At 54.2% G+C, this 13,517-nt stretch carries 11 protein-coding genes; 1 reads left to right on the top strand and 10 read right to left on the bottom strand.

Translation table 11 applies throughout. From position 1 onward, the window contains the following. Positions 1-22: 22 nt before the first annotated feature. Both MHAR_RS08470 and MHAR_RS08465 read right to left on the bottom strand, forming a co-directional pair. Positions 23-1,984, bottom strand: coding sequence for a vWA domain-containing protein (locus MHAR_RS08470; RefSeq protein ID WP_048144544.1), 1,962 nt, complete (start codon positions 1,982-1,984; stop codon positions 23-25). Between the two features lie 557 nt (positions 1,985-2,541). Further along, entirely contained in the window at positions 2,542-3,732 is a 1,191-nt protein-coding gene (locus MHAR_RS08465; protein ID WP_048144543.1) for a vWA domain-containing protein, read from the bottom strand. A gap of 562 nt (positions 3,733-4,294) precedes the next feature. On the opposite strand from MHAR_RS08465, the gene MHAR_RS08460 reads away from it, so the two are divergent. Further along, positions 4,295-5,239, top strand: a complete 945-nt coding sequence (locus tag MHAR_RS08460) for an IS5 family transposase (protein WP_014586696.1) — start codon at positions 4,295-4,297, stop codon at positions 5,237-5,239. An 88-nt stretch (positions 5,240-5,327) separates the two neighbouring features. On the opposite strand, the gene MHAR_RS08455 is transcribed toward MHAR_RS08460, so the two are convergent. The 8 genes from MHAR_RS08455 to MHAR_RS08420 all read right to left on the bottom strand — a co-directional run bounded on the left by MHAR_RS08455 (position 5,328) and on the right by MHAR_RS08420 (position 13,469). Continuing rightward, positions 5,328-5,981: a vWA domain-containing protein gene (locus MHAR_RS08455; protein WP_187287801.1), complete on the bottom strand. Its 654-nt coding sequence runs from the start codon at positions 5,979-5,981 to the stop codon at positions 5,328-5,330. Positions 5,982-6,021: 40 nt separating this feature from the next. After that, the gene (locus MHAR_RS08450) at positions 6,022-6,570 is read right to left on the bottom strand and encodes an SdrD B-like domain-containing protein (protein ID WP_081472307.1); all 549 of its coding nucleotides are present in this window, start codon (positions 6,568-6,570) and stop codon (positions 6,022-6,024) included. A 153-nt stretch (positions 6,571-6,723) separates the two neighbouring features. Then, positions 6,724-7,200 carry an SdrD B-like domain-containing protein gene (locus MHAR_RS08445; RefSeq protein ID WP_048144540.1) on the bottom strand — a complete coding sequence of 159 codons (477 nt, stop codon included), beginning with the start codon at positions 7,198-7,200 and terminating at the stop codon, positions 6,724-6,726. A 69-nt stretch (positions 7,201-7,269) separates the two neighbouring features. After that, a complete protein-coding gene (locus MHAR_RS08440) occupies positions 7,270-8,403 on the bottom strand; it encodes an SdrD B-like domain-containing protein (protein ID WP_014587196.1) in 1,134 nt (377 codons plus the stop codon). Positions 8,404-8,682: 279 nt separating this feature from the next. Continuing rightward, positions 8,683-9,498 (bottom strand): hypothetical protein, encoded by an 816-nt coding sequence (locus MHAR_RS08435; protein WP_014587195.1) that lies wholly within the window; start codon positions 9,496-9,498, stop codon positions 8,683-8,685. A gap of 38 nt (positions 9,499-9,536) precedes the next feature. Next, on the bottom strand, positions 9,537-10,280 hold the full coding sequence (locus tag MHAR_RS08430; RefSeq protein ID WP_187287800.1) for a hypothetical protein: 744 nt from the start codon (positions 10,278-10,280) through the stop codon (positions 9,537-9,539). A 270-nt stretch (positions 10,281-10,550) separates the two neighbouring features. Further along, positions 10,551-11,255, bottom strand: a complete 705-nt coding sequence (locus MHAR_RS08425; RefSeq protein ID WP_014587193.1) for a hypothetical protein — start codon at positions 11,253-11,255, stop codon at positions 10,551-10,553. 288 nt (positions 11,256-11,543) lie between these two features. Further along, entirely contained in the window at positions 11,544-13,469 is a 1,926-nt protein-coding gene (locus MHAR_RS08420) for an alpha-amylase family glycosyl hydrolase (RefSeq protein ID WP_014587192.1), read from the bottom strand. Between the last annotated feature and the right edge of the window lie 48 nt (positions 13,470-13,517).

Below are 13,517 nucleotides of genomic sequence, written 5' to 3'. Positions count from 1 at the left end.
GGCGAAAGAGAATAAAGATCCTCTACTGAGGCTCTGACTCTGCATACATGAGATCGCCTTCAAGCTCTCGGGAGATAATTTCCATTATGGGGTTGAGATCTCCGGAGCTAAAAGCTGCGACTGGGGAGAAAATGCCGCCGGTCCCCTCTGAGATCTTGGTGAGGTTAAGGTGCTGATTTTTGGAAGCTTCGAAGCTCTCGTTGATACCGATGCCTATTGTGAATACCTTGCATCCCAATTCGTTCGCCTCGGATATGTACTCGTCCAGCTTCTCCCCCGCCTCGAACTCGCTGTACCCCGTCAGGAAGACGATTATCTTAGAGGAGTTGGGGGGCACGGAGGCAGGATCGCGAAGCTCCGCGAGGGAGCCGTTGAGCCCCTGGTCATAGTATGTGAGATCCGTCTCGATGCACATCTCGGACAGGTTGTCTAGGATCTCAGCAAGCCGGTCTTCGTTCCCTTTCAGGGGGGCAGGCCCGAAGAGGAGCTCGCTAGCATGGTCCCAGCTCACGATTGAGACGGTGGAGTTCTCGAAGGCGGACCATCCCGAGACGATCTCGGCGCTCTCGTTTGGAGCCAGATGGTAGTACTTTTTCATGCTGCCCGAGGTGTCGAGGGCGAAGACGACGGTGGCATTGGTTCGGATAATACCCAAGTAGTGACTCAGATCGGTATCGTTGACTTCGGTACCGTTGTAGGTACCGTTCGATATAACGTTGTTCTGGTACTGGCCCAAAACTGCAGTTCCAGTTCTGTTGAACGTCTGGTTCTCACCGGCTCCGAGAGTGATCGGACCAACGATAAGACCGATGATGTCGTCGACGACGTAGACGTCAGTCAGGTTCACGTTCCCTGTGTTGTTCACGACGTAGGTCCAGGTGACGTTATCGCTCAGGTTTAGGATAGGTCCTGGAGCTGAATCTGCATCTTCACCGTTCGTCGACTTCTCGATGTCGATGGAGAGGATCATCCCAAAGTAATGGCTCGGATCGGTATCCATGACCTCGGTACCGTTGTAGGTGCCGTTTGCGGTGGCGTTATTCTGGTACCGGCCCAAAACTGCAGTTCCCGTTCTGTTGAACGTCTGGTTCTCACCGGCTCCGAGAGTGATCGGACCAGCGATAAGACCGATGATGTCGTCGACGACGTAGACGTCAGTCAGGTTCACGTTCCCTGTGTTGTTCACGACGTAGGTCCAGGTGACGTTATCGCTCAGGTTTAGGATAGGTCCTGGAGCTGAATCTGCATCTTCACCGTTCGTCGACTTCTCGATGTCGATGGAGAGGATCATCCCAAAGTAATGGCTCGGATCGGTATCCATGACCTCGGTACCGTTGTAGGTGCCGTTTGCGGTGGCGTTATTCTGGTACCGGCCCAAAACTGCAGTTCCAGTTATGTTGAACGTCTGGTTCTCACCGGCTCCGAGAGTGATCGGACCAGCGATAAGACCGATGATGTCGTCGACGACGTAGACGTCAGTCAGGTTCACGTTCCCTGTGTTGTTCACGACGTAGGTCCAGGTGACGTTATCGCTCAGGTTTAGGATAGGTCCTGGAGCTGAATCTGCATCTTCACCGTTCGTCGACTTCTCGATGTCGATGGAGAGGATCATCCCAAAGTAATGGCTCGGATCGGTATCCATGACCTCGGTACCGTTGTAGGTGCCGTTTACGGTGGCGTTATTCTGGTACTGGCCCAAAACTGCAGTTCCCGTTATGTTGAACGTCTGGTTCTCACCGGCTCCGAGAGTGATCGGACCAGCGATAAGACCGATGATGTCGTCGACGACGTGGACAGAGGTCAAGTTAACGTTACCACGGTTGGCCACGACGTAGGTCCAGGTGACGTTATCGCCAACGATGATCTCGGGACCGGGTGGAAAGTCCGCGTCGTCATCGTCCGTCGACTTCTCGATGTCGATGGAGAGGATCGATTCTATAGGATAAAATGTCCCTCCTGTAAATTCAGATATATATTTTAGCAACTTAAGACCTTCGGTATCATTGCCAAATCCTATTGTGTTGATGATGACACCTTTCTCCTTCGCAAGATGAAGAGTTGATGAAAGAAAACGTGAACGGTTTGAATATTCTATTCCGTCCGAGAAATAATATATTACATAATTTTTATTGTTGGATGCTTTGCTGAAGTCATTTACTGCATTTTTTAAGATTTTATCGTGATTTATTGCCTCTGAAGAAGAGCATATTGTACGATTCAGGCCGCCCAAAACTTCTACTATATTTTTACAATCTTTACTAAAAACGGGATTAATTGGATGGCTCTTATTTCCAATAAATGTATCCTTTATCCGAAGAGCGAACTCATCGTTATTGCAATCTAAATTGACTATCTTCTCTAAGAAGAATCTAATTGTATAATTACGAATACAATTTTCGTCCGATTTTCCCATGCTAGCTGAGTTATCTATTACCAGAATAACCGCCTGACCGCTCGAACCTTCGGATGACCCCGTCACGCTGGGAGCGACTAGCATGACGAAGAATAAGGCGATCCCAACCGCCAGGATATGCCTGAGACTCATGATATCCCTCCTATCTTCACGTCGCCGTCTTCAGTCCTCATGTTGATGACGTTCACCCCGGCGGTCCCATCCCCAAAAGCTGTTATATTGATCCCACCAGGCCAGACGATGGCGCCGATGCCTTCCGAGGAAAGCTCCCCATAGATGCCGGTGAGGATCATCAGGCTCCTCGAGTCCCCCGGCCTCACGCCCCTCACGGCCCAGGTGAGGGTCGAGGTCCCGTCGGGGTTCTTCGCCACATCTACATCCGCTCCGGCAGGAACCGTCTCCCTCACCACCAGGTGGGATGGAAGGGTCTGGGTGACGACTATCTCCCTGGGGGCGACCCTCCCCGAGGCGTGGGACGCCGCATCCCGGAGGGCTTCCCCGAGGACCTCGGAATTGAGGCCCTCGATCGGATAGAACCGGCCGCCGGTCATCTCCGCCATCCTGCTCAGGTTGTCGTACTTGAGGGGCGACTCGATCTCGTCGATCGCGGCGCCGATGGGGTATATCGCGTAACCCCTCCGCTTAAGCTCGATTGCCAGATCGCTGAGGTTCTCGCCGGGCCGGAACTCGTCGGGGCCGGTGATGAAGAGGATGATCTTGCCATCTCCGCCGAGGTGGTCGCCGAAGTCATCATCGAGATCTCGGACTCCCTGGAGGCCTGCGGCGTAGACCGTCTGGTCGGTCTCCTCGCAGAGTCCGGATAAGCTTGCCAGGGCTGCGAGGAGCTCCCCGCGGCCCTCCCTCAGGGGTCGCGGCGGGACCATCAGCAGATCCTCGCCCGCGCCCTCGGCGCCGTCCTCGTCCCAGCCGATGATGGAGACGTTGCTGAAGCTCGCCTCCGCGAAGGCGGCCCGGTCCTCCTCGCGCATCGCCTCGTAGACGAGTCTCATGCTCCCGGAGACGTCGAAGGCGAGGACGGCGTCGATCGCCGCCTCGGGCCTCGAGACGGTGAGGTTGATGACGCCCGTCGGCTCGTCGGTGCCGTTCCAGTATGGGATGGTACCTATGGTGGAGATCTGGTTTATATTTATATTATTTATCTTCGATCCATCCTCGGTCTTCCATGTGGAGCACTCGGGGCAGGTGACGTTCAGGAAGACGTATAAGACCTTCTCGGAGGTACCGCCGACGGTTCCAGGAGGAGGGATGCAGTAGTAGCAAGGAGATCCGGATCCGAAGTTGAAACTTCCTCCCTCCATGTAGGTAAGATTGGAAATGCTGAAATTTAAAATATTCATAATATTGTAACAGCATCCGTTAGGGCACTCTTCCACCTCAAGTAGCCTATCCTCGATGGTAAGATCTTCAGGTTTTTCATCATAAGTATCATAGCTCACCAATGAGCCAGGAGAGTTCCCCAGGTAAAATTGTCCGGTATTCTCGGATTCCACCTTAAAGCTTCTTGTCCAACTTTTCCCGATGTAAATATCCTCAGGCTTCCAGACGAAGACCTTGTTATCGCCCTCTGTCCGATTATGTGGGATCGAGTAGTTCAGCACTTTTGGGGCATGATATTCAACTATTATATTTTTCCCAGCAAGACCCCGGATTTGGTCGTATATTTCTCTGAAAGCGGCCTGAACTGTTAAATTATATGATGAAGTATAATTACCACCCGTCGTCTTTGCCATTTCTTTAAGTCTAGCTTCATCGGCGTTATCTATGGACGATGGATCTTTATAAAAACCCACGGTCGAGGATTCCTAAAAACCTAGCATGTCTATGGAAAACATTATATACTAATATATACATGAATAGTGTATGAGTTCTTTTACTGCCTGGGGCCTTCGAGAAGCTTACAAGAACGTAGAGAAGCTGGGCGATAGGCTTTCAAAGATAACGAACTTGATCGAGTGGGAACCATTTCGACCAATTCTTGAAGAGATGTATCATAATAAAACCGAACGAGGCGGAAGGCCGAACTTTGATGTTATCCTGATGCTCAAGGTGCTTTTGCTCCAGCAGTGGTACGGGTTGAGCGACCTCGAGACTGAAAAGCAGATTTCGGATCGAATATCTTTTATGAAATTCTTAGGATTTCCTGATTCTATACCCGATTCCAGGACGATATGGCTTTTTCGCGAGCGGATGGCCCAGACGGGAAAGGATGAGTCCGTTTGGGAAGAGCTCCAGAGACAGCTCGATTTTAAAGGGCTTCAGGTAAAAAGAGGAACCATTCAGGATGCAACGTTTATAGAGGCCGACCCAGGAGGTTCAAAGAAACCAAGAAGAGAGACCGCTAGGACTCGTCGGAGCAGGGATGGAACTTGGGCTAAGAAGGGTGAGGAACTCCATTTTGGTTATAAACTTCATTCTAAAGTCGATATCGATTACGGCCTGATAAGGAGCATCGAATCGACAACTGCTTCGGTGCACGATAGTCGGGTTGATCTATCGGTTGAAGGAGAGGTGGTCCTCAGGGACAAAGGATATTTCGGTGTGAAGGCTAAGGGAAACGACTTCACAATGAAACGTGCAGCAGCGGGTCATCCTCTAAGCGATCTCGATAAGCTGCGAAACCGCTTGATTAGCAAACTGAGATTTCCGGGCGAACGTCAGTTTGCTGTTATTAAAAGAGTGTTCCGAAGCGCGCATGTAATGGTAACGACGATCCCGAGAGTTCACGTTAAAATGGTATTCACTGCCTTTGCTTTCGACTTATACCAGCTATGTACACTTAAAAATGCTGAAATCGTCTCAAAATAGCGGTAGCTATCGACGAAAAACGAGGAAAAGGATCGAGAATCGATTAAGAGCGGAGAACGAGCTAAAATAAGAGACGGATCCGAGATAATTAAAGAATGGGCAATGGTAAATAGGAATACTCGGTCCATATCTGAATGCCCGCATCTTTTGCACGATTTACGGGGGAGCTCTCTCCGTCGGGAGGGGTGTAGATCGAGGGGATCCATTGGGGCTTAGGTTCACCATCAGATAAGAAAATGATGCATTTTTTTGTATTTTTACTTTTATTGCTGAACATATCGATCGAAGCGTTGAGGGCTCTATTAAAATCGGTAAACCCCTCCGGCGAGACCCCTCTTCCAGAGATATCCTTATCAAGTTTGGCGATTATTTCATCAAACTCACTGGTTAAATTCACAACCCTTGACTCGATAATGCTATTATTCCAATAGACCAGCCCAGCTCTATCACTGCTTTTATTGAGATTTTTTATGAACTCCTTGGTAGCTACCAGTCGCGCGTTCTTCGGATCGCTAATTTTCATGGTGTTAGAATAGTCAATAGCAAATACCACTTCCACTGGCGTAGGGTCGCCAAGGCCCTCCAAAGTAATGGTTACGGTACTCCGCCTGGCATAATCTGGAGCGCCTTCTGAACCCTGAACGCAGATTGGAGTTGTTACTTCGTGGTCTACTCTCAAGTAGGGCTCGACCAGAGCCGATCCTGAGAGGATGGCTGAGCCGTATAAGACGATCGTGATCAAGATAATAAGATATACGAATTTCATATAATCCACTCTATTCTTACTCAATAAGTTGCAGCCCGAAGTTTATAGTCGCGTTCTCCGGATTACTTATGTCGATGACTACAATCTGAGCATAATCCGTTGTTGGATGCCACCAGAAATCCATAAATTTTATACAAGGTTTTCCTTGAAGCTCTTCTCCGGTATATTGACCCTCTCCAACAGCCACTCTATATCTGCCGTAGGGCACTTCGAATATGTATCCGCCCGTATCGTTGGAGGGGATGACCACGAGGTTTTCGCCTGTTCCTTCCTTGAGAAGGGAAACGTTGATCCCCTTCAGGCCCTCTTCACCATCTTCAAGAATCCCATTCCCCTCCTTAATGATGGGATCCTTCGGAGTGTCGTTCCATACAACCCCTCCTATTGTCCCCTTGGGGATGTAAAAGCCGAAGTCGGTCCTATCGTTGTCCGAGCCGTTGATCGTCACATTAGCTGAGATATTGTGAGCCAGACCTGAGTCGAATGAGCCATAGGGCTGAGAAGAGGCAGTAAGGGCGATCAGCCAGAAGATCGCCACCGATCCAGATACCCATCTAATGCTCATTTGAATTCAGCCCCACAAAATGGGAGATCAATCTGGCCACCTTAGGACCTAGAGTCAAGGACCGTCTTTTACTAGATAAGACTGAAGGTGGGTTGAGCGCAAGCCCAAACCCACCGGCCTTCGCGAAGGGCATTCTCATGACTGGATTCGTAACTATGGCGTTGGTATCCCATCGCTGTCTATATCGTCATTCCCAGCGTTGGGAGTCGTGCACGTCATATTTTCCAAAGCTGGCTGATCCATCGGTATCCTAACTTCATAAGTACCATTGGTCAGTCCCGAAAATATGTATCTGCCCGCATTCGGGAAACTTTCTGAAATGACGCTTTTTTTCATAGTGCCATCTTGCCAAAGTTCAACTCTAACTCCCGGAATTCCTGGCTCCTCGCCGACTTGCTGAATTCCATCTTTATTCAAATCCTCCCAAACCCAATCCCCTATCGAGAACGTTACAATCGGATAAAATCCAAAGTCAATTGTGAAGTTATCTGCGCCATCCACGATAGCAGGGGCCCTAACAAAGTCAGCAGATTGCTGTGCGAATGCAGTCTCTGCGCTGAGGCAGAGCACGGCCACAGTTACCAACAGATACACGCACTTCATCCCCACATCCTCCTCGTACCCTAACATCAAGATTTAAATTTTCACGTAAACTTCTTGTTTTATTAATCTTTGCTTTATCGTCAAATATTCTTCGATTCATGCTTGAGCCTGAGAACGCTGCCCATAATAGCTTCCCGGGATTATCCTCCTACCAAGCGGATCAACCTCTTCCACAAGAACGCCGTCGCTATCTATGGAATCGTCGCCGCCCACGTTCGGCTCCGTCGGCCACCACCGAGCCCCTTCCCCCAGTTCTGGGAGGGTCGACATCTTCACCCATACGTGGTAATGCCCCGAACATAGCCCTCCGAAGTAGTAGTAACCCCTTCCGTCCGTCGTCGATATGCCCCTCTGTCTTCCGCCATCATCGAAGAGGATGACCTCCACGCCAGGAATTCCCGGCTCTCCATCGTCCTGGATGCCATTCTCGTTTAGATCCCACCAGACGAAATCCCCGATCACCCCGGTGCACGGCGCTACCCTCACGTACCCGAAGAGCCGCGGCGGCGCAGAGGGAAACGAGACGTCGAAGTAGACCGCGTCCTCGGCGTCGTAGATGGGGAGGCTGAGATCGTCCTCCAGGACGTTTCCGTTCTTGTTGTAGAACCTGACCTGGCCGCGGGCGAGGGGGGACCAGATGGCTAAGTCGGGACCGGGATGGAGGAGGACGACCAGGGCCCCCCGGTCGGGATCGGAGGTATTGACGGCCGTGCCTGGTGGCAGGTCGTCTCTCCAGGTGAGCCTGACGTCGCCGACCGAGACCTCAGAAATCGGCGACCCCACCTTAGCGTAGACGGTGTCGTTACTGTCGTAGACGCCCACCAACTCCCCGAAGTCCCCGTAGACCAGCCTGGGGTAGGGGGAGCTGAAGGACGAGAGGCTGAGGCCGAGGTCTCCGTCGGCAGGAGCCACCCTTGACCCCACCAGGCCGAAGGTGGAGTTCGTGAGCCTGAGGTCTGCGAGGCTGACGGCCCCCTCGCCGAAGTGGAGGTAGAGGGGGTCGCTGCTGTCATAAAGGCCCCGGACGCCCCCGACGTCCAGATACATCAGCGCCACCGAAAGCCACGTCTTCCCCGGTGCAGAGGTGAAGTCCTCCACCATCAGGGTCCTTTCGAGGCTTCCGGGACGCTCCATCGATCCGAACTCAAACTGCGCCGACGCCGAGGCGAGGAGAGGGAAAAGGAGGAGGAAGAAAACGAGCCTCGTCAGCTTCAAGCCATCGTATCCCAAATCTGCCTACCTCCCCACCTCGCCTCCCAGCCCCTCCGCAGCCTACTCTTCCGAGGATTCCGGATAGAATCCCCCATCGAGACGGAGAGGAGACCTCTTCATCTCCAGTGGTTCTCATAAAATATAACTCTGTCTGCCGAAGTTTTCCAGGTTGGGAGCCGATGGGCTGAAAAATTGCGTTGGAGGAGGACCCCTGGCCTGCCATCCCCCATTGAGATGGGAGTTGGTCTAAAGGACGGCTGAGCCGATCCAAAAAGATGATAGAGCGCCGGAGGCGCTCTATAGGCTGATGCGGATGGCGTTGGGCGTGATGTAGCCGAAGCTCCGCGGCTGGGCTGAGGGGTTTGAGAGGTCGAAGTATACGACGTCGGGCTCATCGTAGATCGGCGGGCTCGGCAGGGTCTTCAAGGGGGCGCCCGGATCTATGAAGACGTTCCCGTTTTCGTTGAAGAACCTCAGCTTCCCTCTGGCCCCGGGGTACCATACGTCGAAGCTGGGACCCTGGTGGAGGACGGAGCATTCCAGGCCATAATCCGAATCCCCTTCCTTCACCAGGGAGGCGGAGAGGCCGTGAACGGAGCTGAGCCTGACGTCCCCTGACCCGAGAATCCAGGCTGGAGATGCGGTCTTTATATAAACGGAGTCGGTGATGTCGAACTGGCCTACAACCCCCAGGACCTCATCGACGAAGACGATCCTCGGAAGCCCCCGGGGAAAAGGCGTCAGATCCTTCTCCAGGTCTCCATCCCCCGCCTTCACCTTGGATCCCGCAGATCCGAAGGCGGAATCTGTGAGCCTGATGTCGTTCGCTGATACATCAGTACCCATCACCACGACTCCACCGATGTGGAGATAGAGGACATCTCCCTCGTCGAAGGTCATGGAGCTGGATCCCGTATCCCAGTACCCCATCTGGACCGGGGTCTGAACGAAGGGCTCAGGCGACGGAAGGTTGTCGGCGAAGTCCTCCACGATGTCTCCGACCTCGGGGCTGGAGTTCGTCACCCTGTATCCGAACTGACCATAGGCCATCCCGACGAGGCCGAGGGTCACGACCAAGCCCGCAGAGATGCAGGCAGCAATTAACCTCTTCATTCTTCCCTCCTCAAATATGGATTAGATGATCCGCCAAGTCACCCGGTCAGACGGACGTTATTGGGAACCACAAACCCGAAGGGATAACCTCCTGGCCCGGCAAAGGCGATGCTCGGCAGGGATATGTCTATGTAAAGGTCGTCGCTGTAGTCGTAGATCGGATTTCCGACGCCGTCCACGTTCCCGTTGGCGTTGTAGAACCTCAGGGTGGCTATGGGCCCCCCGGAGGAGAGGGGAACGATCATGGGAATCACCGGCCAATCGTTATCAGGATGGATGTCCAGGATCTTCGTACCAGGCGCCAGACCTCCGACCCGAACCAGCCTGACGTCGTTGGTGGCGGTCTTGGCCCCCGGCAGGATGGAGTTCGTCACCAGGAGGTATACCGGATCGGCGAGGTCATAACCCTGGCTCCCGTAGTGGTCTGCATAATAGATGCCCGCCTGCTGCCCCGGCAGATTGAGGAGCGGCTTGTTTATGTCGTTATCTGCGGAGGTCACCTTCGTCCCTGCGCGGTACGATCCGTAGTCGGTGAGCCTTATGTCATTGGCGTCGATGATGTTATTTCCCCACATGTCAAGATATATGGTGTCGCCGTCGTCGTAGATCCCGGGGTTTATTCCGGTGTCCCAGTAGCCGAATTTCGGGTTCAGGGGTGCCGGCAGATCCTCGAGGAGGCGCCCAACGTCGGCGTCCCCCGTCAGCACCTTAGAGCCAAACTGTCCCAAAGAGCTGCTGAAGCTAAGGGCAAGAACCAGCATAGTCAGCAGACAGACTTTCATAAATCCCATCAGTTACCCCCCCTTCATATTTCAAGGAACGGAATACATTTTATCGTAATCTTATAAGTACTTTTTTGGGTTTTGATGATGAGAAATATTCTCCTATCCACCCCTTAAATAGACACCAGCCCCCCAAGCCCCAAAGGACGGCGAGAAGGACGAGCGGAGGAGGCGAGATGCCGGAGGGATGAGAGGAGTCGACCTCTCCAGGATCGAGCCTCCTCGACCTCCTCACCTCGAAAAAGGGTGAGGCGAGGGCCCGGAGGAGCTTCAGGTGGACATTCTGACGTCGTTTATCGTCACCATGTAGAAGGGATACTGGGTGTCCATGTAGACCACATCCCCTCTATCGTAGATGGCGTATCCTCCGTTGTTGATGTTCCCGTTCTTGTTGAAGAAGCTGAGCATCCCCGGGAGGGTCGATGTCTTGAGGCCGTTGTCAGGATCGGCGTCGTTGACCCTGCTCCCTGCAGGAAAGCCCTTATAGCTGGTGATCCGGACGTCGTTCGCGTTGATCTGCCCCGGCACCACGTTCAGGTAGATGGGATCCTCCAGGTTGTAGGCGAGATCGCCCCCTACATCGAGGAACCGAAGCTCAGCCCTGGGGGTGGTGGCGGTCCCGAACTTGGTCAGCTGCTTTCCTATGTCGTTGTCGGCCTTCGCCACCTGAGACCCAGCAGGAAGATCCCCAAAGGGCGTAAGGCGAACGTCATTTTCGCTTACCACATCGTCGCTGGGGTTGATGTTTATGTAGACTACGTCTTCGGTGTCGAAGACGCCGATGATCCCCTCGTCCCAGAAGGCGAACTCAGGGCCCGTATAGAAGGGGCTGAGAGCTCCCGCCTCGTCCACGTCGTTCCACTTGACCTTAGTACCGTACTCCATATCCTCGCTGGCCGAGGTGGTCGAGGTGGCGACCAGAGCCAAAACCAGCACCATCACCGCGGTTCTGCATAAAGGAAGATACCTCATCATGAGTCACCCCACATCATTTCGTATTACTCCCCTCGATTTTAGATTCACCTTTCTCCTGTATAGCATATAAATATTGCTAAAATGATGCCTCTCTATCCGGGGGCCACCCCCGTCGAACCCCTCAAGACCGGGGCAGCTCCGAGATGAGAAGGCCCACTCAGCCGATGATTTAATCCCCTGAGATATCCGGCAGGGATCCGACGGGCCTTCTTCCCGCCCTCGCCATCCCCGAAGAAAGACTCCCCGGGTGGGGCCCGCCATATCCCGGCCGCCATCTTCCGACCTCCATCATCTCACGAGGGTCCAGACCCGACCGTAGTTGCTGGGGATCGATAGACGGGTCCAGACCCCGGCAGCGACATCCTTCAGGTCGTCCTTGGCGTGGAGCTCCTCCCGATAATCTCCGCTGAGGGGGAACTGGAACTCGACCTCCTGATCCCGATCGGTGAAGTTTAGGGCGACGAGGCTGTAGCGCTTTCCGTCATCCCGGGAGAATAGGAGAACCCCCCTGGACTGGTATCGGTCCGGATCGTTTAAGAAGTGGTGACCGCCCCTCTGGAACTGGGGGGAGCGCCGCATCTTGATCAGCCTCCGGACGAGGGAGACGATCCTCTTCCCCACGGGATCGTAGAAGTAGTCCCAACGGACCGGCCTGTATACCAAGACCCGCCCCATCCCCCTCTCCGGTATGAAGTAGTTCTCCCCGAACTCCTGCCCCTGCCAGATCATCGGTATCCCCTTGGCGGCGAAGATCCCGATCAGGTAGGGCTGGACCTTGTACCAGAGACTCCGGTCCCCGTCCTTCAGGGCCATCAGGTCCGATCCGATCGCCCCGCACAGATCCCGGTTCCTCTCCTTCAGGAGCCTGAGGTTTTCGTCGATCCCCCCGGGTAGGTTGCCGAAGCTGCAGACGAGGCGGGGATGGTCGTGGTTCTCCAGGTACTGGAGGGCGGTCTTTCTGATGTTCTCGCCGTTCGCCTCCGCCTCGGCGGGGTATCCCATGAGGCCGAGGCAGAAGCCGAGGGCGGTCAGCCATCCGCCTTCCCCCCGGGCCACCTTCTTCGCCGCGTCCAGGGTCTCGTTCTGCCAGGTGCAGTTGCTGTAGGTCTCCCGGAGAACATCCCTCGGCCCCTCCAGCTGCTCGGCGCACTGGATCAGGTTTATGGAGCCGCCGTCGAAGAACCTCCGCCAAACCCCGGCCTTAGCCTTGACCAGGTTGTAGGTCTCGTAGACGAGGGAGGCGTATCCCCTCCCAGCGGGGCCGTCCCAGTAGTTGGGGACGCAGTCGTACCGAAACCCGTCGACGTGGTATACCTCTAGCCAGTGGTGGTTGACGGTGAAGAAGAAGTCCTGAGTCATCAAGCGGTTGAAGTCGGTGCTCCGGCCGAAGTAGTCCTTCGCGAAGGGGCCCATGAAGGGGTTCTCGGAGTAATGAAGCCTGTCGTAGAGGTAGCAGTAGGGGAACTGGTCGCTGGTGTGGCCGTAGACGACGTCCAGGATGACGGCGATCCCCCTCTGATGGGCGGCGTCGACGAACCTCTGCATATCGCACCTTTTGCCGAACCGCTCGTCGACCCCGAAGTAGCCGATGGGAAGAAAGCCCCAGTCGACGGTGTTGGAGACGTTGGAGACCGGCATCACCTCGATGCAGTTTATCCCCAGATCCTGGAGATAGTCGAGCCTCTCGGTGGCTTCCCTCACCGAGCCCCCGAACTCGCTGATCATCAGCTCGTAGACGATCAGCTCCTCCAGGGGCGGCGTCCTCCAAGCCTCCTCCTCATCGCTCCATTCGTACCTATAGTCCCTATCGTACCCCTTGGTGATCGCCGAGAGCTTTCCGACCCCAAACTCCCGGGCGAAGGGGTCGATGATCCAGTCTATCGGCTCTTCGAGGTGGGGGGACTTCAGCTGGTACCTGTAGACGTACCTCCCGTCGTCTCCCCAGTGGGAGCCCGGATGGCTCTCCGGAGAGTCCGGATCGATCTCCACCTCCGTCGACCAGAGGGCGCCGTAATCGGGGTCCTCCGACTGATCCATCTCAAACTCCATCGGCTGTACATCCTGGATGAACTGGTCTCTCTCGTGAATTATCTTGACAATGAGCCGGTTTCCATCTTTGGAATAGACCCAGGGGAGGAGGACGCCGAAGTCGAAGACCTCCGGCGATGTACCCCTCGAACGCGCCCCGAGCCGCTCCAGATGCAAAAGCCTCATCTATAAAACCTCCCTATCGATAAACCGGCGAAGGACCGTCCCGGACCT

The sequence above is a fragment of the Methanothrix harundinacea 6Ac genome (assembly GCF_000235565.1).
GTDB lineage: Archaea > Halobacteriota > Methanosarcinia > Methanotrichales > Methanotrichaceae > Methanocrinis > Methanocrinis harundinaceus.
Note: the sequence above shows the minus strand (reverse complement) of the source record. Positions and strands in the feature narration are given on the sequence as shown.